The organism is Fibrisoma montanum (assembly GCF_003583365.1).
In the GTDB taxonomy this organism is placed as follows: Bacteria; Bacteroidota; Bacteroidia; order Cytophagales; family Spirosomataceae; genus Fibrisoma; species Fibrisoma montanum.
The window spans coordinates 806,634-827,934 of sequence record NZ_QXED01000002.1; the positions used below are offsets into that span (position 1 = coordinate 806,634).

20 protein-coding genes are annotated in these 21,301 nt (G+C 45.3%); 16 read left to right on the forward strand and 4 right to left on the reverse strand.

Going from position 1 to position 21,301, the window contains the following annotated elements; all coding sequences use genetic code 11:
* The first annotated feature begins 42 nt into the window (after positions 1 to 42).
* The 5 genes from DYU11_RS09030 (at position 43) to tssD (DYU11_RS09050) (ending at position 4,623) form a co-directional block, all read left to right on the forward strand.
* Positions 43 to 1,446, forward strand: coding sequence for a type VI secretion system contractile sheath protein TssC (locus tag DYU11_RS09030; RefSeq protein WP_119667313.1), 1,404 nt, complete (start codon positions 43 to 45; stop codon positions 1,444 to 1,446).
* Positions 1,447 to 1,458: 12 nt separating this feature from the next.
* Positions 1,459 to 1,869, forward strand: a complete 411-nt coding sequence (gene tssD / locus DYU11_RS09035; RefSeq protein WP_119667314.1) for a type VI secretion system tube protein TssD — start codon at positions 1,459 to 1,461, stop codon at positions 1,867 to 1,869.
* Positions 1,870 to 1,916: 47 nt separating this feature from the next.
* A complete protein-coding gene (gene tssD / locus DYU11_RS09040; protein WP_119667315.1) occupies positions 1,917 to 2,327 on the forward strand; it encodes a type VI secretion system tube protein TssD in 411 nt (136 codons plus the stop codon).
* A 15-nt stretch (positions 2,328 to 2,342) separates the two neighbouring features.
* Entirely contained in the window at positions 2,343 to 4,130 is a 1,788-nt protein-coding gene (locus DYU11_RS09045; protein ID WP_119667316.1) for a type VI secretion system Vgr family protein, read from the forward strand.
* A 64-nt stretch (positions 4,131 to 4,194) separates the two neighbouring features.
* A complete protein-coding gene (tssD, locus tag DYU11_RS09050) occupies positions 4,195 to 4,623 on the forward strand; it encodes a type VI secretion system tube protein TssD (protein ID WP_119667317.1) in 429 nt (142 codons plus the stop codon).
* A 75-nt stretch (positions 4,624 to 4,698) separates the two neighbouring features.
* Here tssD (DYU11_RS09050) and DYU11_RS09055 read toward each other — a convergent pair whose 3' ends face one another.
* Positions 4,699 to 5,595, reverse strand: coding sequence for a TssN family type VI secretion system protein (locus DYU11_RS09055; RefSeq protein ID WP_119667318.1), 897 nt, complete (start codon positions 5,593 to 5,595; stop codon positions 4,699 to 4,701).
* A gap of 386 nt (positions 5,596 to 5,981) precedes the next feature.
* Between DYU11_RS09055 and DYU11_RS33905 the strand changes: the two genes are divergently transcribed.
* The 8 genes from DYU11_RS33905 (at position 5,982) to DYU11_RS09095 (ending at position 14,697) form a co-directional block, all read left to right on the forward strand.
* Entirely contained in the window at positions 5,982 to 6,464 is a 483-nt protein-coding gene (locus DYU11_RS33905; protein ID WP_119667319.1) for a PAAR domain-containing contractile injection system baseplate protein, read from the forward strand.
* Positions 6,465 to 6,488: 24 nt separating this feature from the next.
* Positions 6,489 to 9,425: an RHS repeat-associated core domain-containing protein gene (locus DYU11_RS09065; protein WP_119667320.1), complete on the forward strand. Its 2,937-nt coding sequence runs from the start codon at positions 6,489 to 6,491 to the stop codon at positions 9,423 to 9,425.
* Position 9,426: 1 nt separating this feature from the next.
* Positions 9,427 to 9,948: a hypothetical protein gene (locus DYU11_RS09070; protein WP_119667321.1), complete on the forward strand. Its 522-nt coding sequence runs from the start codon at positions 9,427 to 9,429 to the stop codon at positions 9,946 to 9,948.
* A 15-nt stretch (positions 9,949 to 9,963) separates the two neighbouring features.
* A complete protein-coding gene (locus DYU11_RS09075; RefSeq protein ID WP_119667322.1) occupies positions 9,964 to 10,467 on the forward strand; it encodes a DUF4123 domain-containing protein in 504 nt (167 codons plus the stop codon).
* Positions 10,468 to 10,526: 59 nt separating this feature from the next.
* Complete coding sequence (locus DYU11_RS09080) at positions 10,527 to 10,931, forward strand: hypothetical protein (protein WP_119667323.1); 405 nt, start codon at positions 10,527 to 10,529, stop codon at positions 10,929 to 10,931.
* Between the two features lie 171 nt (positions 10,932 to 11,102).
* Complete coding sequence (locus tag DYU11_RS09085; RefSeq protein ID WP_119667324.1) at positions 11,103 to 11,555, forward strand: GPW/gp25 family protein; 453 nt, start codon at positions 11,103 to 11,105, stop codon at positions 11,553 to 11,555.
* Between the two features lie 92 nt (positions 11,556 to 11,647).
* A complete protein-coding gene (locus DYU11_RS09090; protein ID WP_119667325.1) occupies positions 11,648 to 13,543 on the forward strand; it encodes a type VI secretion system baseplate subunit TssF in 1,896 nt (631 codons plus the stop codon).
* Positions 13,540 to 14,697, forward strand: a complete 1,158-nt coding sequence (locus DYU11_RS09095) for a type VI secretion system baseplate subunit TssG (protein ID WP_119667326.1) — start codon at positions 13,540 to 13,542, stop codon at positions 14,695 to 14,697. Before DYU11_RS09090 ends, DYU11_RS09095 begins: the two co-directional genes overlap by 4 nt.
* 3 nt (positions 14,698 to 14,700) lie before the next feature.
* Here the strand turns inward: DYU11_RS09095 and DYU11_RS09100 are convergent, their stop codons facing one another.
* The 3 genes from DYU11_RS09100 to DYU11_RS09110 all read right to left on the reverse strand — a co-directional run bounded on the left by DYU11_RS09100 (position 14,701) and on the right by DYU11_RS09110 (position 18,657).
* Positions 14,701 to 15,525: a hypothetical protein gene (locus DYU11_RS09100; protein WP_119667327.1), complete on the reverse strand. Its 825-nt coding sequence runs from the start codon at positions 15,523 to 15,525 to the stop codon at positions 14,701 to 14,703.
* Positions 15,526 to 15,573: 48 nt separating this feature from the next.
* The gene (locus tag DYU11_RS09105) at positions 15,574 to 16,803 is read right to left on the reverse strand and encodes a hypothetical protein (protein WP_199736694.1); all 1,230 of its coding nucleotides are present in this window, start codon (positions 16,801 to 16,803) and stop codon (positions 15,574 to 15,576) included.
* Positions 16,804 to 16,896: 93 nt separating this feature from the next.
* Positions 16,897 to 18,657 carry a protein kinase domain-containing protein gene (locus DYU11_RS09110; protein ID WP_119667328.1) on the reverse strand — a complete coding sequence of 587 codons (1,761 nt, stop codon included), beginning with the start codon at positions 18,655 to 18,657 and terminating at the stop codon, positions 16,897 to 16,899.
* A 151-nt stretch (positions 18,658 to 18,808) separates the two neighbouring features.
* Between DYU11_RS09110 and DYU11_RS09115 the strand changes: the two genes are divergently transcribed.
* The 3 genes from DYU11_RS09115 (at position 18,809) to DYU11_RS09125 (ending at position 21,295) form a co-directional block, all read left to right on the forward strand.
* Entirely contained in the window at positions 18,809 to 19,450 is a 642-nt protein-coding gene (locus tag DYU11_RS09115) for an FHA domain-containing protein (RefSeq protein ID WP_119667329.1), read from the forward strand.
* Between the two features lie 26 nt (positions 19,451 to 19,476).
* Positions 19,477 to 20,517 (forward strand): hypothetical protein, encoded by a 1,041-nt coding sequence (locus tag DYU11_RS09120; RefSeq protein WP_119667330.1) that lies wholly within the window; start codon positions 19,477 to 19,479, stop codon positions 20,515 to 20,517.
* Between the two features lie 91 nt (positions 20,518 to 20,608).
* Positions 20,609 to 21,295: an FHA domain-containing protein gene (locus tag DYU11_RS09125; RefSeq protein ID WP_119667331.1), complete on the forward strand. Its 687-nt coding sequence runs from the start codon at positions 20,609 to 20,611 to the stop codon at positions 21,293 to 21,295.
* Positions 21,296 to 21,301: the final 6 nt, after the last annotated feature.

The following is a 21,301-nucleotide window of genomic DNA, read 5'->3' on the forward strand; positions in this document are numbered from 1 at the left end:
TATTAACACATCATTTACTCTTAACCGAGTTTGTTCCGCACAATGGCTGAAACGCAGCAAAGCGTCGGGGGAGGTAGTCCTACCGCCGAACGCACCATTACGCCCACCCGGTCTTTCGACCAAAATATTCAGCAGCTCCAGCAGCTCCGCTTCGGTGGATTCAAGCTATTGGAAACCACCATTGATGGTGCTGACAACCTGAACCCTGAGCGCCGGGCTAAGAAGAATATCTTTCTGAAAGAAGAAAGTCGTCAGGAGGACCGGGAAGCGCTTAAACAGCGGCTCGAACTTTGGAAAGAACTACTCTTGAAAGAGGGAACTTCGATAACGGACATGGCCGATGAGGTAACCGAAAAGCAGAAAGTAGCCGAAGAGTTGTTTCGAAAAAATTTGGCTGACATTGTTGGTGAAACCCGGGAGTACGAAAGTACATATCGTGGCATCACGCTCTTTTTCGAAAATGCGAAGACAAGTGGTCTCAAGCTACGGAATGCGGTGTTTATGAACGCTACGTCCGAACAGCTTGATTCAACTAAGATTACAAACAAGCAGACGATTGATCACATCGAGAACGAGATTCACCAAGTATATAATCGGTTTGACTTAGGTGAAAGTTACTCGTTGCTAGTTGTACCTGGGTATCTTCACAACCGGCAAACCGTAGATAAATGGGCTAAAATCGCTAGTGACCATAAACTGATGCTGATTACAGATTATCGGAACGTGGATTCGCTAAAAGACATGCTCGATTTATTCCACAAGGAAAAAATTGCTTCTGATACGCCCCGTAATGCTAATGTTCTGATGGCTTGTAACCATCTTGTGGGTCGAGGTCGGTACGATGACTTAGACGAGGATGATGATCTGTACATTGAACCGTCAAGTGCATTGGCTGGCAAAATCTACTCCAACCTAATTTCTCAGGTATCGGCTGGCTACCAGTATGGTACGCTCGAACAGGTTGATGGTGTTCGGCTAGATCTGCTTAAAACAGAAGTAGGTGAGTTGGAAGGGCTTGGCTTAATTCCCATGACAAAAGAATGGGGGCGTGTTGTGCCGTTCTCAGGTAAAACGCTATATACCGGTAATAATCTGGGTTTAAAAACCTACTCGGTCGTTCGAGTTTTCGACTGGATTATGAAGGTACTGATGCAGTTTCTGAACAAGCGGGCTATGGAAAACTGGAACACGACCGTGCAACAAGAAATTCAGCGAGAAATTGTCCAGTTTCTGGATAAGATTAAAGGTCCTGGCAAAATCATTGAGCGATTTGAAGCTCCTCAGTTCCGTCGTGATCCTACTCAGAAAGATCGAATTTATCTGGATATTCACATTACCCCTTTCTTTCCGGCCAAAACATTTGTAATTGGGCTTACGGGAGAAGATGGGCGTGATCCTGAAACGGGTCGTCGGAAGGATTTCAGCGGAGAGGTAACTCAAAAATAGTAGGAAGAGCATATGCCTTCGTTTCGTGCGAAATTTTCGTTGTCGTCAGGCGGATTTGAGACTGCGGTCAATTACGTTTATCTTGATATCAATCAGGCAGTTGATTCGTTAGGCCGCCCCGCGTCTCTGACTCGGGGCGGCAAAATAACGCTTGAGTTCAATGCGACCGACGACAACTTAGTAGCAGAATGGATGGCGAATCCTGCAAAACGTCTGGATGGAAAGATTAGATTTATCAAGATGGATAACATCGAATCGACTGAAAAAGAGATCAATTTCATTAACGCGTACTGCGTTGAATTGATGGAGCGATTTGATGGAACTACAACCACTGCCCAAATGGTAACGGTCATTACGATTTCGCCCGAAGTGATTTATGTTGGGTCTACCAAATTAGATAATCGATGGCCAGCAACGGCCTGAAGTTGGCATTACGCCCCGCATAATTTCGGTTCATTCACTATCCACCCATGGCTGCCTCTTTTTCTGCCGACTTTGTCGTCTCGAATAAGACGTTTACAGTGCTGACCTGTGAATACACTCTCTCTCAGCCTACCGACCCACGTGGCCGTGCTTCAGCCGGAGTACGGAGTGGACTGATTCGTATTTCAATCGTAGGTACAGATTACGCCGTTCTGACTGAGTGGGCTATTGATCCAAAAAAATATTTGGACGGTGTTGTTTACTTCCGTGATTTAATTGGTGGTACTCTTAAGACAATTAAGTTCGAGAAGGGCTACTGTGTCTCCTATCGTGAAATATTTACTCCGCATGAAGGCGTAACAGCTGCCTACACCTTTGATATTGGAATTACTGCGGCCAAGGTTTATCTAAACGGTACTCTTCACGATAATCAGTGGCTCGATTGGCAGGCGGATTAATTTCTATTACTGGCTATGGCACAACAAGTTAATGTAACTGTTTCAATCGGAGGTACCAAACTCACCCATTTTACCAGCCTTCGGGTTGACCAGTCGCTGTTCACGCATCACACGTTTGAAATTGTTGTCCCATACGAATATTTAGATGACAAGAATGAGCTGTTTTTCAAAACAGCTCATCAGAAGCTCGTGGGACAAGGAACTGAAATAGACATCACACCCTTCTACAAAAAAATACCTGGCAAGTTTGTTTTCAAAGGAATTGTCACCGAACTCCTTCTTAGAAATAATAGCGAACTTGTTAATTCTTACGTGATTCGAGGGCATAGCCCAACGTTTTTAGCGGAAGATGGTGTTCAACGGCGGTCATTTATTCAGCAAACCCTTGGACAGATTTTTGATGCTGTACTTAAGCCATATCCGTTTAATAAAACTGTTGGCCCTAAATACACTGCCAGAATTGACTACAAAGCTCAATATGATGAAAGTAATTTTGATTTTCTAAACCGACTGGCGGCTGAATATGGTGAGTGGTTTTACTACGACGGCCAACAATTAATTGTGGGAAAGCCTGGTACTCAAGCGCAACCATTTGTAATTGACGGCGTACAACATTTTGACATGGCGGTAAGTCTAAAGCCAAATCGATTTGCCATGCGTCATTACAATTACGTTAAGCATGAAGCCTATGCTGGTGCAGGTACAGCCGTTGGGGGGCTAGGTAACTTAGGCACATTTGCTTACGGACAGTCGCAGGGATTATTCACGCAAGCCGCTCAGTTATGGCCACTACGCGACATTCAGTTTCAGGGGGAATTGGATAATGCCATTCAAGCTGTAAATGCTACAAATGCCACTGATTTGGTACGGTTTCACGGGGCTGGTGAAAATCCCAACTTAAGCGTTGGGACTATTGTTAACGTTACTGGGCAAAAGTTAACAGCACCCGGCCAATATAAACAAGATAACGCAGGCAGCTACCGAATTACCGGTATCAGCCATACTGTGGATCAGATTGGTAATTACGAAAATTTTTTCGAGGCTGTTCCTGATACGGCTGAGTTCCCACCCCGAAATCCGACGGTCCGAATGCCAGTTGCCCTCCCAGAAATTGCTACGGTAATTAAAAACACAGATCCTTTAAAACTAGGCCGCATACAAGTACAGTTCCACTGGCCTAATCAGCTGGAAGGCAAATCATCCTGGATTCGGGTAGCATTCCCGTACACCGGTTCGTCGAGGGGTATGTTGTTTATTCCTGAAAAGGATGATCAAGTTGTCATCAGCTATGAAGCTAACCATGTTGATTTTCCGATTGTGGTAGGAAGCATTTACCATAAATCGCCCGCGAATGATTACTGGTTCGATAACAACTACCAGAAAATTATTCGCACGAAAGGCGGTAACAAACTTGTCTTTAAAGACAAACCAGGGGAACAGGAAATCTTTATTACCAACGCCAATAAGAAAGGAACCAACTTTCACATTTCTTTTAAGGATGATGGAGTGATTACCCTTCAAACTGATGGCTTAATCCAGTTAAAAGCCAAAGACATTCAGATGACGGCGAAGAATAACATTGAGATGAAGGCGCAGAACAATATCGAAATGACCGCTGTGAATGAAGTGATCGTTAAAACAAAACAGTTAAAAACTACCGCCAGTCAAAAAGCCAACCATGAAGCTGGACAGGAGATAAAGCAACAGGCCGGGATGAAGGTGAGTATCCAAGCCGCAACCATCGATGTAAAAGGCGGAGGACTAGTTGATATTAAAGCTCCACTTGTAAAAATCAATTCATAGATAACCATACAGTGCACGTAAAACCAGTTTAATCAAATTTTCAAACTCCAAATTAACTACTACCATGCCAGCAACAGCTATTCATGCGTTCTTGAGCGGTCCGGCCGGCCTTGCCGATACCGAAGTACAAAAATGTTTCTATGAACTCCGCCGGTCAGTAGACCAAAAGGGACGTCCTTCGTCAATTACACAGGGGGGCATTATCACCGTTGAGATTGTGTCGAGCGACCAGGATAGTGGACTTGCTGGTTGGATGGTCAACTCATTTCAAGAAGAAGACGGGAAGATTGAGTTTCAGGATATTAATGAATCGACGCTTAAGACAGTTGAGTTTAAGAAAGCTCGCTGTATTGGCTATTCAGAGCGCTTTGACAAAACGCCCGATCCCTCAAACCCGGATAAGCCAGCTATGACGCTAACGTTGACGATGTCGGCAGAGGATATCACAATCAGCGGTGCTACCCACAAGAATAACTGGGACGATAAGCGATAACGAGTGTACGAGCGAAAGAACGAAAGAGCGTCATCAATCTATTGAGCCTCTTTCATTCTTTCGCTCCTTTATTCTCTACCCTATACGCCGGGTAGTAATACGGTCGCCGTTTTGAAGAAAATTTTCGCGGCAATCGCGCGTAGGGTCAATGTAAATGTTAGGCCGATACCAAGGCTTCTGAACGTAGAAGTGCCACTTGTAGAGGTTAGTTTGCGAGTTAGGATTCTTCGGATCGCGCACCTCAATTTTACGATGGGGTTCGTCTTCGTTGTGTTCGTCTAACGAGAATTGGAAACCGTCGCCGACGCTCATTTTGTCGGGTATAAACGAGCGGATGTCGTAGATGTTCTGTTCTCCATGACGGATATCCACTACAAATATAACGTTGGTAGTTCGTCTGAATTCTGCATCTGTAAGATTGGGCATTTGGAGCAACGGATTGTACTGCCAGAATTTGTAAATCTTAGGTGGAATTCGATCGTAAGCAGCATGGGCCCAGCTAATAAAAAAAGGCAGGGGGAAAATCAACATCGTAGTAATCAGGGGACGCACGTTAGCTTTTAACTCCGTTACGTCGGGAATCCCTAAAACTTTGGGACCAAACGATAAAACGAAAATGGAAATACCTCCCACGATACCAATAAGCAGCGTGATCAGCGTGCCGACCAGATAATTGTCGGGACTGACCGACGGCATTGCTGAACGCATGATGGAGATGTTAAGAAATCCCAAAAGTAGAACTACGATCATTACGGTAAGGTACCCCCAGAAGCCAGGGGCATCGCCAGGCAGATTTCTAACGATCAAATGACCGAGGTAACCGACCAAGCCAAATATAAGAACAGTGCCAAGCAGGTAAAGAATGGTGTTACGGATGGTGCGGTTGCGGACGACGCTGCTCCGAGCCTGGCTGACGGAGCTGCTAACCATTGAATTTAGCTCGGATTGTGGATTGATATTAAATAAGGCCATATGGCAAAGTGTGGTTTGGATATATGCTCAAAAATAGCCGCTTACCCATTGAAACCAAGCAGAATGCAAAAATTTATCTAATCTTATTTCTATAATATGGATACCGACTACAACGAACTTCGAAGCATGATCTTCAATCATGGAGTACACTTGGTAGACGCCAAAAAAGCTATCAATAACTGCGTGAAATCAATAGCTAAAGGGGTCGTTAAACCTACTTCGCTGCTGGGATCGCTATGTACTTTATGCATACTAATCCAGCGTCTGCCGTTGTGTACGGCACATTAGCTGTCGGTGTTGGAGCCGGCCGGGCTTTTCTGAATAGCGACAAATGCGCCCGAGTACGCCAGGCGCTTGATTTCTGGAACAACGTAACTAAATAAGTTATGGGACAACCCGCTGCCCGCGTGGGCGACATGCACATTTGCCCAATGTTTGACGGCCCAAAGCCACATGTTGGAGGACCGATTCTCCCTGCCGGTGTACCAAATGTATTGATAGGCGGAATGCCGGCTGCAACGGTCGGAACGCTTTGCACCTGTGCCAGTGCTCCCGATGTGATTATAAGAGGCTCGTTTACCGTATTAATCGGTGGACGACCAGCCGCTCGGATGTTCGACAATACAGCTCACGGAGGTATGATCGTAATGGGTTGTCCAACTGTGCTGATTGGAGATTTTGGGATGAGTTTATTTACCCCACCTTTTATTGTTGCAGCTAATGTTGCGATTGTCCCTCAAACCTTCAATCCTACGTTCGATGTAGATCGAAAGCTACCACCAACTCCTGTAGTAAAGGCTGCTGCTGCTCAAATACGAACAGCGATCGCGGCTGCCCAATCTGGGAGTCCATTTATGGAAAAGTGCTAGTTAATAAGTATTCATATTCCCACCATGTTTGTCGTCAAAAATGATCAGATTGAGGCTTTTCGGGCTCCCATGCGGGAGGTGGCTCGCGATAAGCTTATTGCGAATCTGGCAGACGACAATGTTCAAGTATCTCCCGACAAAAAAACGCTCACCCAAACTGACGAAGCAGGCAACAAGACTACTTTAGCCTATTCAGAAGACATTCTGCCAACGACTATTATCAAGCCATCGGGCGCTCGCTACCAGATGGGCTATGATAACGATGGTCGGCTTTCTCAATTTACATATCCCGATGGGGCGGGGTTACGCTTCAAATTCAACGAAGGGCAGTTACAACAGGTAGCTGCTTCTCCTGAGAAATTGTACCGTTTCGACTATCAGCAAGGCCGATTAACCCAAGTTGTATTTCCCGGTCAGAAAAGCCAGCAGTTTATTTATAATGAGCTGGGAGAGCTGTCGGCTCAAATTGATCGTAATGGACAAATACATCGATTTAGCCGGACGCCAAATGGTCAGTTACGGGCCATTAAAGACCCGCTTGGCCGATCCGTTCAATTCCTGTACGATGAACAGGGCTTACTCACAGATCTGGTATTCCCCGATCAGACACGCCAATCATACCTGTACGACGAAGATGCTGATACACTTCACCTTCAATTACGTGATGGTAAACAGTTTAGTCAGCATTATGATGGTGATCTGATTAGCCAGCTTAACTGGGAACAGGGGCCATCTGTTCAGTTTAGTTATAATGAACAAAATCAGCCAACGCTGATTGATACCGGCTCTAATGCAGTTAGGTATGCTTACGACGAGCAAAATCGGCTACTGAGCGAAGCGAACTCCTTCGGAAATACTTCATTTGCCTACGATAAAGCCTCACGCGTAACGCAACTGACCCTGCCGACAGGCTTGGTTGTTGGCTATCTATATGATTCTGACAGCCGGGTTGTTGGCTTACAGGTAGCTGGACAAACGGTTCAATTTATATACTCGGAACAGGATTTGCTGGCTGAGATCCGGTATCCTAACGGAGTTACAGAACACCACCAACGTAGCCACACGGAAGGCTTGCAACATGTTCGCGTTGAGAACGCACAGGGTCGATTATTATCTGAGCAATACTATGCTTATGACAGTTGGGATCGACTAAGCCGTTATCAGGACGTAGCAAGCCGACAGAACGTAAAGCTTACCTATGATGACGAATCCCGACTAACGGGCGTCATTGATACACAGACCCGGCAATCTACTGAACGCTTCTCCTACGACGTAAAAGGCAACCTGAACACGATTAACGGTTATCCGGTTGTAGTCGGTCTTATGGACGAGGTGCAGCAGATAGGCCGTATGAGCGTTCGTTATGACGCGCTCGGGAACGTAGTACGTCTTAACGGCCCGAAAGGGAAATTATACCTCTCATTTGCACGTAACAGTACCCTTACCTCCGTTGAAACCCAGATGGGCACCTGGCGCTATGAATATGACGGCATTGGCCGCCGGATTAGCAAAACCAACGGAACCGAAAAATGGCTCTTTTCATGGGCAGGCTCCCAACTGGTAACTGAAACGTATCAATACGAACCAGGCGCACCAGCCATCGTCCGCGATTACGTTTACTTACCAGATAGCCAGGTCCCAGTAGCTTTCCGCGAAGGAAATCAACTGTATTGGATGCAGGCCGATGTGCGAGGAGCCATTACTCGCGTCTTTAACCAGGAAGGGCAAATCGTTTGGCATGGGAGCTACTCCGCTTTTGGCGAACTGACGATCCATCAAACACAAATTCGTCAGCCTTGGCGGCTGATGGGGCAGTATGAGGATACTGAAACGGGTTTATATTATAACCTCGCTCGTTACTACTGTCCTTGGCTAACGACATATCTGAGTCTGGACCCAGAGTGGCTCAATCCTGAAACTTACTACTATGGGTACGCACGTAACGACCCGTATAACCGGGCTGATCCATTAGGTAATATAGCGCCATTGCTTGGGGTTGCCCTTATCGGAGCAGTAGTTGGGGGAGTTATTAGTGGAGTCGTTAAAGCCGCTGAGGGAGGGAGCTTCCGTGAAGTTGTTGGCGCTGCTGCTCATGGAGCTCTATCTGGTGCTGGAGCAGCGGTTGGTGGCGTAATAGGATTTGCGGTTGGCGGACCTTGGGGCGCCTACGCCGGTATGGTGGCTGGTACAGGGGCAGGTGGATTTCTTGGTAGCTTAGCAGAACAAGCTATCAATGGTGAGATTGTGCTTACAAAGTGTGGTATACAGAACGCAATTCAGAAGGCAGCAGGAGAAGCACTGGAAGAAATGGCCTATGCTGCCGCGCTTGGATTACTTGGTAAAGTACTCGGTCCAGCGTTAAGGCCATTAGGACGTTGGGTTGCAGGCACGGGCGCCGGAAAAGCAGCAGTGAACATGTTCAGAGGAGCTGTTGCAAGAGTAGTAAAAAGTTTACCTAAAAAATTACGACCAACAGATGTAAGACGCTATCTCCCAGATAAATATATTAAAGAACACCTAGCCAAATTTGAAAAGGAAGGGGGAGCCGCAATCTTTATTAAAACTGACATTGAGCCTCCTGTTGGCAAAATCCTGAAATACAAAAGTCTCGCGCCTAGAAAATATGTAATGTTAAAGTCGGAAATGGATGATGCTATAGCGAAGTATAAAAAAAGTGGAAGAATTGAAGATTTGGAAGATGCTTTGGGGTATTCAAGAGGAGATTTAGCAGATAAAGAAAAGGACATATTTATAGGCCGTACTAAGGAAGGGAAGTTTAAATTTGATATGCCTAATGGTAAGGAAGCTGGTGCGAATAAACACTGGGAGCCAGGAGGGAAAACCTCTGGGGGAAAAAGTGAAGCCGTTTTAGTAGGAAACGATGGTAATCCAGTAAATATTGAGCACGGTGGAAAATTCGAAAATTTGAAAAATTTCTTTGATCTTGAGCCATTAAATTGATATGGATCGAATTATTTATATATTAAATACTCATCAAATGGTATCTTTTCTGATGGGAATTGAGCCATTCAATGTTGAATCTAGTGGGGATGTTGAGGAGCCTACAAATTATGAAAAAATATGGCGCCTATTTATAAAACCATTTCTAAATGAAGCTAGCAAGGATCAGAAGTCTGAGTTTTGGCGACAATTTTATGAGGCATTAACTCAACTTTGTCTGTTAGATAAAGATCCTGGATTAGAATATTATACTATCTTTTCACATTTGGTTGAGTATTATTATCTATTATATCAAGAACCTCATTATCAAGAGTCTATCGACCTGAATACATTAAGTCATAAAATAGCTCAAGGTATAACTCGTAATAAAAAAATATTTGCTACTGACTATAGGTGGGCCGGAGCTAAATGGAATAAATCATTTAATAAAGGATTGGGGCTACTTGGTGTCTTTATTGAAATCTCAAAACAAATTCAGGAAATGTATAAAGGCCCATCATTTGTACCTGATGAACTTTTTTAGGATAACAACTGAACTATGCTTTACCACCTCCTCGACGCAGCAAAAATGTCCTTTGCAATCGACCATGCAAAGGAATTAAACCCTGTACACAATTCGCTGTATCGGGGGCAGAGTCAGGAATTGTTAGCCAGCATTGCACCTTACTTATTTCAATATGAGCTAGGGGATGAGTTTGACCGATGGCTGCGGGAAAATTATGGAGAGTCTTGGGGAGTGGGAATCATTGCAGATGTACCAATGGACATACTGCATAAACACTTTCGGAAATTCCTGCTCGTCAAGGCGGAAGATGGTCGTGAGCTCTATTTCCGCTTTTATGATCCGCGGGTTCTGCGTGTTTTCCTGCCTACCTGCGATGCGGTTCAACTTCAGGAATTCTTTGGTCCAGTGCGGTCCTTTTTTATGGAAGACGAAAACCCAGAGTTTTGGCTTCATTTCTGGCTTGATCGGGAGCAACTAATGAGCAAGCGAGTCAGCCGAGATTATATTGAGCAAGAGTTGGCCGAAGGCTTGACTTAAGCCCAACCCAGTATTATGAGTTTATTCAACCTTATGCAATTAACTAAATCAAAAAAATTATGGCAGAGTGGAACAAAGATACAGCCGTACAACACATACAGACCAATGCTTTAGAAGGCTTTGGTGATGGACAATGTGCCAAATTTACCCGTCAAGCAATAGAAGCGGGAGGGTTACGACTTGAACGACCCGCTACAGGGTCTGCTAAAGATTATGGTCCAAGTCTGATAAAAGCTGGGTTCTCATCATTAGGCCAATACACAGGAGTTTATCGCAAAGGCGATATAGTAATAATTGATGGTTTTTCAGGAAAGAAGGGAAAATATAGAGGTAGCCCAGACGGTCATGCAGCAATTTATGATGGACGTCAGTGGGTCTCTGACCACAAACAAAGCGATCTATATCCTGGCCCTGGCTATAGAGCCGCTAAGCCAACATTTACAATTTATCGATTAGGTAATTAAGCCTTTATAATTTTTGATTGTTATTGGATCAGAAAGCTAATGCCAACAGCTCGCTTTCCAATGCCCTTGCAAAGCGAGTCACTTCCTACAACTGGATCTTTAAGGCCAAACTTGCCAACAGCATCTTCAACATGAGCAACGACACCGCCATTACCCTAGAATTCACACCTTATGCCTGAAGACTACTACGCCCTCCCACTTCGTTGCGACTTGCTCATCCAAGGGCCTGCCGCTCATCAACCCGTTAATGCACGTGAGCTGTATGGCTCGCTCGACGATTCGATTCACGCCCACATTTACTTACTTGTAACTACGCCGTTTCGGGGTGTTCGCTTTGATACGGAATATGGTTGTGAGATATGGGAAGGCGATTTTTCATCAACTAACGAGTCAAACGATACCCGCTGGACCGATCAAATTCAGTCGTCAGTGCTGCGGGCCATTAAAACGTATGAACCTCGACTCGAACGAATCGAGGTTATAGCGGAATTCGACCGGGATGGCTCCAGCGATGCCCACAAACGGCTCGTTGTCAGCGTGACTGCTGAGATAAAAAAATCAAATCATCGGGTATTTCGCTTTCAGCGGAATATTCTGATTGCCCCATATGCATCAAGGAATTAAGGAAAAGAGTAAGTGAAAAATAAAAGCTAATACTCTACCATTGCTCTTTTATTTACTTGTCTCTTATCTCCTTTTCCCTTTCATACCCTTCTATGACCGATCTAACTGCCCTTGACTTTACCCGCGAGGAAGTTCGCAAACGAATGAAGGAGCATGCGGCTGCCATCTGGCAATTGCGTGTCCGTGATGTGGAAGCCGCTGACCCTCTGGTCGGATTACTGATGGACGCCTGCGCGTTCGAGTTTGAAAACACGGCCCGCGCCATTGAAGCCACCCGAACCCGAATTCTTGACCGGCTCGCCAGCACACTCTGCCCCGACGTGATTGATCTGCCGCGTCCGGCCCACGCGATCTTTCACGCCCGGCCCGACGATGCGTTGCTCGATCTTCCACAAACTGCACAATTTTTTTACAGACAACTGGGCCGGGCAGGCGACGAACGAAGTACCGATCTATTTTTTTCGCCGGTGGTGCAGGCCCGACTCGTTAATGCTGATGTGCGATACATGATCAGCGAACAGGGGCTTTTTGCTATGCGAGGTAGGGATCGTGTTCGACTCGAACACGGTATCCAACCGTTATATCCGACAGATTATCAATCTATATGGTTAGGTATTGAAGCTAATGCAGGTCTTAAATCGCTGGCCTATCTACCTCTGTATATTAATTGGGATAATGAATCAGAACAGTCGAAATCAGGCTATTATCGTAAAATTCAAGACACCACTCGTGCGCGTTGGTTTTTGAACAACAAAGAATTGCCCGTTCATGCTGGATTCCGGGCTGCCTGGCCTACCGATGATCCATTAGCCCGAGAGCTAGATGGGTTACATCAGTTGGAACAGTCAATATTGAACGAGTATGTCCATTGCTTTATAACCCTTGGCAGTATACCTGATCGCGATTCTTGGGACTACGATTTAAGACCCTACCCCGACACGTACGCCTTTTCGGAGCCTCAGCGGCAACGCTACTTCACCGATGACTTACTTTGGCTTGAACTCCGATTGGGGCGCGAACTACCAACATCAGCCATTGAGAATATGGAGATTCGGCTTAATTGCTTTCCGGTCATGAATCGCCACCTTAACGAAATGGTGCAACGGCTCCAGCAGAACCTGAACGTGTACGCTCTTCGTTCAATTGAAGAGTTTTTATTTATTCGCCAAGTATATGATGCCGAAGGCAATACGCCTTACAAACAATCGCCCTTACGTAACCCGGACGAATTAGCCGATAATTCGTTTATGTGGCGTCCACACGGTGTGGGCCGTTTTGACAGGCGTAATGCACGTGAGATCATCCATTACGTACAACAGATGCTTCGCGACGAAAGTAAAGCTTTTTCAGCACTTGGTTCTGGAGTGTTTTCACAGATCATAGACAGCTTAGATAAAAACGTCGAGGAATTAAGTCAGCGTATGGCCGATAATCCTGATGATGGCTTTAAAGTCGGATTCCCCTATATTTTCATTAAACCACGTCGAAAAGACATTAACTTGTTCATTGAGTTTTGGAGTACCAATGGCCGCATGGCAAATGGCATTCCGGCGGGAACACGACTGGGGCAATACGAAGGACGTGGACGCTACTTCATGCGTGACGAAAAAGAAGATCTTTATTTGCTGACAACCACAGTAGGTGGTAGCGATAAACCCACTGCACCCGAGAAAGAACGTCAGCTTCGGCGCGATTTATTGACCCGTAGTCGCTTAGTAACTACCGAAGATATCAAGGTGGAATGCCGTGAATATTTCCCGTCTCGTCTGGGTTGCGAGGTAGACGTTGAGGTAAAAAAAGGGTTTGCAGAAGGATTAATCGAAGGAGCTGGATACGTACGTTGCCTGAACGTGACTGTTTGGCCGTTGGGTCGTCCTACGCTCGAAACGACTGAGTGGGAAGCAGAATCAGAACGATGTAACCGACATTTAGCGTCTAAATCAGCTATGAACTTGCCTTACCGAGTTCGCTTACTTGCAAAACGATGAATGACGAATTACTTCCTGAAAGCCTTTCCAACTTTGAGAAAGAGATTAATAATCTTGGCCGAAACGTTGGCGTTGACGTTCGGCTCGAAGTATTGCTTGCTGAGTTGCTGCGAGGAGGCTTGGATCCCAGGCGTGAAGTCATGATTTATCCACGAGGCTTATTTGCCCGCGAGTATCGGTCGGATGTAGGAATAGGCCGTATTCTTCCTGTTGAACCAGACAAACCTGGCATGCCGCTATCCGCCAAAGACGTTGTTTTTGACAAATCGGGTGTCTGGGCAGGTTCTATTCATGCATATGAAAATGAGAACCCTAATATTAACTTGCCTGATCATCAAGAGTTTTTAAACATTCCCGTATACCGAGACGGGCTATATGATTACCTACCAGAGGGGCTATTTCACCAACGTACTGAGACTGATGAACGGGAATATGCGAAGGAGATAGCTGAACAGGATCGGCGCGAACAGGCAGCCCGGCGTTTTTTTCGGCCTATTGAGCAAGAATTTTATTTGCAGGGTTTACTACTGGAGTTGGAAGAACGGAAATACCTCATCACTGAGGACAACCTCCAACAAAAAGAACACGGAGACATCCTACGAGGTATTTGGGGCTTGCCTGCCGATCGGCTTGTTAGAATCCCTCGCCCCAATGGCTCTGGTTGGACAACAACCCGCGATATACTGCTTGATTTTCGCCAATTAAATAACCTGTTGCATTTGCTGCCGGTTGCGCATCGACTTATAAATAATCGGAACTTGGTTGAGCGGTTATTGGCCTTAGTGTTAGGGGTACCGGTACAACTTCGGACAATTCCACCGTTACTAATACTCATTGAAACCGAGCCAGAAGATCAAATCGGTCCCTTCGAATTGGGTCAAATTGAGTTGGGTAACTTTTCACTTGCGGGGATTTATCAAGATACTATGCCCGCCGTTGAAATTCGGTTAGGGCCATTGAACACCGCTCAACTGACAGACTTTCTACCGGAAGGCCGTAGCCGGGCGGTGTTGGACATGTTAATTAGCTACTTTTTACCAGCTGAAACAGAAAATGTAATACACTTACTCGTTGACGAAGCGAATCAATTCTTGCAACTTGTTGAAAAAGAGAGCAGCCCCACTAGCGTATTAGGTTGGGCCTCTTATATTTAATTCTTATAACTGGCTCAGTGTTTGATCAATTTCGCGCACTTTAGCAGTGGCTTGCCGCTGAATTGAAAAGCTTGTTCGAGCCATTTGTGCAATCTGCTGAAAATTTGTTTTTGCCGTTGAATACAGCTTTTTACGAGTCGCGTCCGCTTTATAAGCAGCCAGTAGATCCGCCTGGCTTTTTTTACAATCGGCGTCCTCAAACCGCAGTTGCCACTTCAAGTCGGTTAGGACTTGATTATCCTGCCCCCCCCCTCCACCGCTTCCGCCAGCTGGTTTCTGCGCCAGCAAAGCATTTTGTGTGTTGATCGTATTTTGTAGGCTAGCGTTCTGGGCTTGTAACTGTTGCTTTTCATTCTGTAACTGTTGCACCGTCAGGTTTTGGTTACTAATTCCCCGTTGCCGTTCCATGTACTGAAGGTGAATAGCCCGCTCGGTATGCAGTCCGTCCAAGTATGTACAGACACTAGTCTGCATTTTTGAACGGGCATCTTTAAACTTCATACCTCGAAATTTCTCAATAGCATCTTCAAATTTTTTGTTTTCTCGCTTGGCTTCATCTAACCAACTCTGCCATTGAGCTGGTGATGCATTGTTCATATTAGCAAGTTTATCATCATGCTCACGCATGCGGGCTGTGTAAGCTTGTAGTTCGGTCATTTGCTTTTCCAGCGTTTCATACTCCTTGGCCGACGACGAGGTCATAGCTCCCGCGTTTTTACGGTTACCGGCAAAAAAAGCCATTACCACTGGCAGGGCAATAATAATTAAATAGACAGCAGTGAAATTAATAAGAGATGTGTTGCGCTCAGCGCGATTGATAGCTTCCATTGATAGGAGTGGATTGATGATAGATTATGAAAGATTTTCAATACTAACTTACCGGTCACCCGTAAAGCGCCGACGCATAGTGCCAGTGCTGGTATCGTCTAAGATAGCCGATGGAGGGCGGTTGGGTAGGTTTTCTGGACTGGTGACAACAGAATCGTAACGAATTCGCTTATCCTGCCGCTCTTGACCAATGTAATCGAGTTTAGATAGCTCGTTCAGAATTTTAGCAATGTCTGACCAGCACTGCGTAATAGTCTGCAGGTGCGGCTGAATGTTCCCATGGTCGTAAGCGTAATTGACAACCCGTTCCAATCCCTGTTTGGTCAGACGCTCGGGCGATATGTCAGTCCAATCTTGAAAGTATTTCAAAACCAACTGATCTCCCATACGGACTGCGCCCGATGTTGCCGGGTTGTTTAAATTCATTAATGAAGTACGCAGCCGACGGGTGGTTAATGTAATTGCTTCAATCAGATAGATAGGTGGTTGTTCGTAAGCTGTGAGCCCAAAACGATTCAAGGGGTCGTCTAAACCAATAGCAAGTTGCTCGCATAAGTCGCGTATCAGCTCGGCTAAAACACCAGCTTTTCGGGCGTCCTCACTACCCCGTTTCTCACAAACTTTTCGAACAATAATGAAAGCATCACGTTGTGCTTCTGATAAAAGTCGATTTGTTTGATCGGCCCAGGCCTGTAGTCGTGTATGACTCTCAATCGATGAACAGGCTGGAATATATTGCTCATCATTACGTAGTTGACCGTGTTGACAAGATAGTTGCCCTATAATCAAGTGATATGATTCAAAGTCGGCCGAGCGGTAAGATGGACGATTATTGATAGGGGAATAGTATTGATGGCTTGGCACAACACTGATTGAATACGTTGGACGCGAAAAGGGTGGGCGAGGAAACCCTTCAGTCGCTGAGGGTATACCAGTAGGCTGGCGGTTAAATAAATCCACTGTAAGTACGATCAGAAAGTGAAGTTCATCAGCCGCCGGCATTCCAAATTTCGTCAATACCTGATTTAAACTTGTAGATAGTTCCACAGATGCATTGACTAACTCAATACGACATCCAGAACCCGTAACGGCCCGACAATTCGTCAGCTGAATACGGATGTTTTGATTTGGATCTGTAATCACCTGAACACTGAAATCAGGCGAATCTGAAGGCAGTAATCCATAATTATACCGACTCAAATTCACTGCATAAGCATCGCGTATATGATCAGAAACAAACTGCTCGAATTCCGTAAAGTGCTGACGGGCAATTTTCATACCGTCTACCCAGTTTACTGGGTAATGACTCAGTTCAGGTAACATAGGCTGATTGGTGGATTTAGTCGAATAGTATATATGTAAAGTTCAGAATTAGTTGCAACGACCCGATGCTTGTAGCGTTTTGTAATTTTGAATAGCTCCTTCAATGTTTTTGTTAGCAGCTTGCTTTAAATAATCGAGAACCCGGCAAGCATCTATGTTAGAGAGATATTGGTTTCGCAATAGAAATAACTGACCTACTGCAGCTTGGGCATAAGAGTCACCTAGATTAGCTGCTTCTTGATATAGATTGACTGCTTCCGTGTTTCTTCCTCGTACTACAGATCTGGATGGCGTTGAAAAATCAACTCCATCTTTAAACAAACCCAGGAAGTAGTAGGCTTTTGGATTACGCTTTTGAACCCCTTTCTCAAGCCATTTTTCTGCTAAAACCAAATTCTGAGGAATACCTTGATCAAGAGCTCCGTAAAAATGAATAGCCCCTAGGTCTGTCAAAGCTACAGCGTTATCAAGCATAACCGGGCTATTTTGATACTGGTTGAAGATAGCGAGTGCCGAGTCATACCGTTGCTTATCGTAAAACGAAATAGCTCTGCTTAAATCTTTATTAGTTCTGCTTAGGCTTGTCGCCGACGCAGCTTCATATTTTACTACACCAGGATCGTTAGTCGGGATAATCGAAGACTGATGGGTTGTCGTTTGTCGTGACCAAATGAACCAACTGCCAATCCCTAATACAAGTAGCCCAATTACGCTACCCACAATCAGTGGAATATGCTTTCTGGAGCGGTTGGCATTAGAACTTTCAATATCAGCAATTACATCACTTGGAGCAGGTGAAGGTGTTGAAGGGAGGGGAGTGTCAGGGCGGAAGGCGGCTGCTTTGATCGTTTTAGGGCGTACAATCGTTGCATCGTCTGTTGGCTGAAGCGACGATTGTTTAGAATGGCTTGGTCGTAGTACTGTTGCATCGTCAGAGAGGGGCCTCGACTTAGAAGTGGATAATGGTTTAAGAAGGGTAGCATCATCAGTTGAATCCTGCTTAGCGTCCAGGGCCCGGGCAAACTCAATGCATGAAGCAAAGCGATCGGCTGCTTTTTTTTGTGTAGCTCGTTGAATGGCATTGTTAACCGCTTCTGAAACGTTTGTCAGCTTAGGTAGTGGTTCATGAACAATAGCTGTTTGAATGTGAAACATCGACGTTTCAGCATCATCATAAGGCTTTCTACCGGCTAAAAGAGCGTAAAGTGTTACACCAAGTGAATAAATATCCGTACGGAAATCCACTGACTTAGGTGATGTGATTTGTTCCGGACTCATGTAAAGAGGGGATCCCATGAGCATGTCGGTTTGGGTCAGACTCAAGTCTGCTCCTACAATTTTAGCAATGCCAAAATCCATGACCTTAACAATTCCAGAGTCTGTCAGAAACAAATTGGAAGGTTTGACATCGCGGTGAAAATATCCCTTCTGATGAACATAGTCAAATGCATTAAGCACACGAACAAACCAGTCGATGACTTGAGCTTCAGCAATTGCTCCACGCTGGCGTACATGTTCGTTAAGATCATGACCAGCTAAGTATTCCATGATAATGGCCAAGGTAGTACCATCTTCATAAAAATCTTCCACCCGTAGAATAGCGGGGTGTTCGAGCCTCACCATGATTTGAGCCTCATTTCGAAACCGTTCGGCAACCGACGACTCTTCAGCAACTAATTCCGGCTTAAGAATCTTTATTGCAAATTTTCGTCCGACGGAGTTTTCGGCATACCAGACAGTAGCCATACCTCCACGCCCAATTTCGCGAAGCAGGGTGTAATTAAGCAAACGGCGTGACGATTGCGACATAATTAAGAGGTGTGGATTGAAATATTGCCGCTAAACAAGAAAAAAAAATCGTAAACAAAAATACTTTCAAATTATTTGCTAATCTTCTTATAAAGAACATCTTTGCAAAAGATTTTTATCCACAACCATAGATTTCACATCATTAGTCGTCATGAATCCTCCCCAGGTAATTACCATTGGGCGGTCTACTGATAATGTACTTGTTGTCAATCAACCAAGTGTCAGTAAGTATCATGCCAAGGTTACCTTCATCACCGATCACGTTGCCTTACTGGAGGACAACGATTCCACTTTTGGGACCAATGTAGATGGTCGGCGAATTCAACAGACAATTATTGGACCTGATAGCCGTGTTTTATTGGGCGAGGTTGAAGTACTCGATTACCGGACGATTCTGGCATTACGAGTATCAGACGCCCCCATTACCCCTCCTATAACTCCTCAAGCTCAGAAACGGGATCCGCTTGACTTTCGTGAAGATTTCAAAAAATTAAAGGAAATACAGGAGTTATATCAGGAAGCACGTAAAAAGATTCAAACGAAAGATCCGTTACGACAGACATACATCCGGGCGGCCTTCAGCCTTGTTCCTTTTTTCGGGGCAGCTATTGGTCAGATTGCCGCTGCTCACTTTATAAATATTCCTCAAAAACTAGCCGCTTTGGACGAAGAGTTCAAGCGGAACTATGTTTGCCCAAATCAGCAATGCAAAAAACCGTTTGGTACTACCCCCTTCATTGAGCTAGCTAACCGGAAGCAATGCCCCACCTGTAAAGCGAAATGGGCTGATTAAGTTTCACCTTAACGAACTACATACATATGAATCCCTACGAAGACGATGCTCCCACTAACGTGCAGGGGACACCTCCTAGTCAATCAGGAAATCAAGATCAAAAATCGGCCATCACAGCCGCCGTTGTTGGCACGGCGGCTCTTGGAGGAGCTGCTTACGGCATGTCACGATTCTTGGATGATGAAGCTTTACCGGAAGAACACTCTACGCTACCAAACGAACTATCCGACACACTTCCCGAATCAGAAACCACTACCCAACAAACGACTGTTGATTCACAGACAACCACAGAAACAACTACCAATACGGGAACGGGTCAAGGAACTGGACAGGGTGATGGCGAACCGCATAAGCAGACGTTTGACGAAGCTTTTGCGGAGGCTCGTGCAGGCCATGGCGGTGGGGGCGGTTACTTTGAGTTCGATAGGGACGGTGATGGAAAAACGGAATATTATAGTACATATCTCGATTCCGAGTGGAATCATTTAAGCCACCAAGAGAAGCAGGAATTTTATGCGACCGTTCCCGATTATCATGCACCCAGCGGCTCAGGAACCACTAGCGACTTACCCCAGCCTACTACTGCCGTAGCGCATAACGATGTTCCTCCACCAGTTGATGAAACTTATATTGACGATGGAGGTGAGATTACCGTCGAGCAGGAACCTGAAAACTCACACGTTGCCCCGGTTTCAGCAACAGATGTTGAACAAAAGGTGGATGTTGCCCGAGCTGATTTAGACGGTCAGGAAATTTTGGTGATTGATATTGATCATGACGACCACCCCGACGCAATCATGAACCCTGATACCCATGTAGCACTGATTGATACTGATCAGGATCACATACTGGATACTCGTGCGGAATACGACGAAGATGGTAATGTCATGCATGTAGAACACATTGAGGAGAACATCACTATTACGGGTAGCATGGAGGTTCTGCACGAAAGCGAACAACAGATGGTCCAAATGGAGGAAGACAATTCATATTTGGCAGATGATTCGGATTTCGGTTCAGATTTTGACAATAATGCCGATACATCTGACTTCGATCATGCTGTTTAAGAGTCATCCTGTTGGCTGATTCATATCTTTTTTGTGTTGCTAAATCTATTTTAGGTTCCTTATTAATTACCTCAGCCAATATGAAGCTTCTATGTCTGCTGATCCGATAAAAATTATTTGTGGCAATTCTAATTGCCGGGCTGGACTGCTCATCAAGAATGCTGATAAGCTGAAGGATGCAAAATGCCCTCGTTGTGGGTATATTAACCCTATTCCCCGCTCAGTTCCCCCCGCTCAGCCGAAACCGGCGTCACCGGCTGGTTTCGGCGACGAGACAGTCTATAATGGGCAGCGACGGAATATTGCCCCAGTTGTTCCTCCAACTATAGGATGGCTTATCGTAAAGGACGAATTAACAGAAACGCAGACATTTACTATGCAGACGGGGACAAACACAGTGGGTCGGTTTTCGAAAACTCGTCCTTCTACCCATATGGTTGTCACAAGGGATGAGTATATGAGTCGCCCTCACTGTACAATCGAGGTGCGTATGGGGCGATTAGGTGAACCTGAATACATTCTTCGTGATGGAGGTTTAATTAATGGAGAATGGAGAAAAAGCACCAATGGAACGTATCTGAACGGGAAAGAGCCGGGTTTAAGTGAATATGATCGTATTTATCTAGAGGATGGCGACACGATCCAGATTGGTGAAACCAAACTAGTGCTTAAAACTGGAAACTCTGTTAAATCAGAGCAACAGGCCGCCCGAGCTGTTGATGAGATGGATTACGAACGTACTGTCGTCAGTTTTAAGCCGAAAAACTCAATCTCTTAAACACTT

What these genes read in the sequence shown, in the direction of transcription:
- tssD (WP_119667314.1), top strand. Translation starts at nt 1,459, where the DNA reads ATGCCTTCGTTTCGTGCGAAATTTTCGTTGTCGTCAGGCGGATTTGAG.
- DYU11_RS09030 (WP_119667313.1), top strand. Translation starts at nt 43, where the DNA reads ATGGCTGAAACGCAGCAAAGCGTCGGGGGAGGTAGTCCTACCGCCGAA.
- DYU11_RS09115 (WP_119667329.1), top strand. Translation starts at nt 18,809, where the DNA reads ATGAATCCTCCCCAGGTAATTACCATTGGGCGGTCTACTGATAATGTA.
- DYU11_RS09120 (WP_119667330.1), top strand. Translation starts at nt 19,477, where the DNA reads ATGAATCCCTACGAAGACGATGCTCCCACTAACGTGCAGGGGACACCT.
- DYU11_RS09085 (WP_119667324.1), top strand. Translation starts at nt 11,103, where the DNA reads ATGCCTGAAGACTACTACGCCCTCCCACTTCGTTGCGACTTGCTCATC.
- DYU11_RS09125 (WP_119667331.1), top strand. Translation starts at nt 20,609, where the DNA reads ATGTCTGCTGATCCGATAAAAATTATTTGTGGCAATTCTAATTGCCGG.
- DYU11_RS09065 (WP_119667320.1), top strand. Translation starts at nt 6,489, where the DNA reads ATGTTTGTCGTCAAAAATGATCAGATTGAGGCTTTTCGGGCTCCCATG.
- DYU11_RS09055 (WP_119667318.1), bottom strand. Translation starts at nt 5,595, where the DNA reads ATGGCCTTATTTAATATCAATCCACAATCCGAGCTAAATTCAATGGTT.
- DYU11_RS09080 (WP_119667323.1), top strand. Translation starts at nt 10,527, where the DNA reads ATGGCAGAGTGGAACAAAGATACAGCCGTACAACACATACAGACCAAT.
- DYU11_RS09100 (WP_119667327.1), bottom strand. Translation starts at nt 15,525, where the DNA reads ATGGAAGCTATCAATCGCGCTGAGCGCAACACATCTCTTATTAATTTC.
- DYU11_RS09095 (WP_119667326.1), top strand. Translation starts at nt 13,540, where the DNA reads ATGAATGACGAATTACTTCCTGAAAGCCTTTCCAACTTTGAGAAAGAG.
- DYU11_RS09045 (WP_119667316.1), top strand. Translation starts at nt 2,343, where the DNA reads ATGGCACAACAAGTTAATGTAACTGTTTCAATCGGAGGTACCAAACTC.
- tssD (WP_119667317.1), top strand. Translation starts at nt 4,195, where the DNA reads ATGCCAGCAACAGCTATTCATGCGTTCTTGAGCGGTCCGGCCGGCCTT.
- DYU11_RS33905 (WP_119667319.1), top strand. Translation starts at nt 5,982, where the DNA reads ATGGGACAACCCGCTGCCCGCGTGGGCGACATGCACATTTGCCCAATG.
- tssD (WP_119667315.1), top strand. Translation starts at nt 1,917, where the DNA reads ATGGCTGCCTCTTTTTCTGCCGACTTTGTCGTCTCGAATAAGACGTTT.
- DYU11_RS09105 (WP_199736694.1), bottom strand. Translation starts at nt 16,803, where the DNA reads ATGAAAATTGCCCGTCAGCACTTTACGGAATTCGAGCAGTTTGTTTCT.
- DYU11_RS09090 (WP_119667325.1), top strand. Translation starts at nt 11,648, where the DNA reads ATGACCGATCTAACTGCCCTTGACTTTACCCGCGAGGAAGTTCGCAAA.
- DYU11_RS09110 (WP_119667328.1), bottom strand. Translation starts at nt 18,657, where the DNA reads ATGTCGCAATCGTCACGCCGTTTGCTTAATTACACCCTGCTTCGCGAA.
- DYU11_RS09070 (WP_119667321.1), top strand. Translation starts at nt 9,427, where the DNA reads ATGGATCGAATTATTTATATATTAAATACTCATCAAATGGTATCTTTT.
- DYU11_RS09075 (WP_119667322.1), top strand. Translation starts at nt 9,964, where the DNA reads ATGCTTTACCACCTCCTCGACGCAGCAAAAATGTCCTTTGCAATCGAC.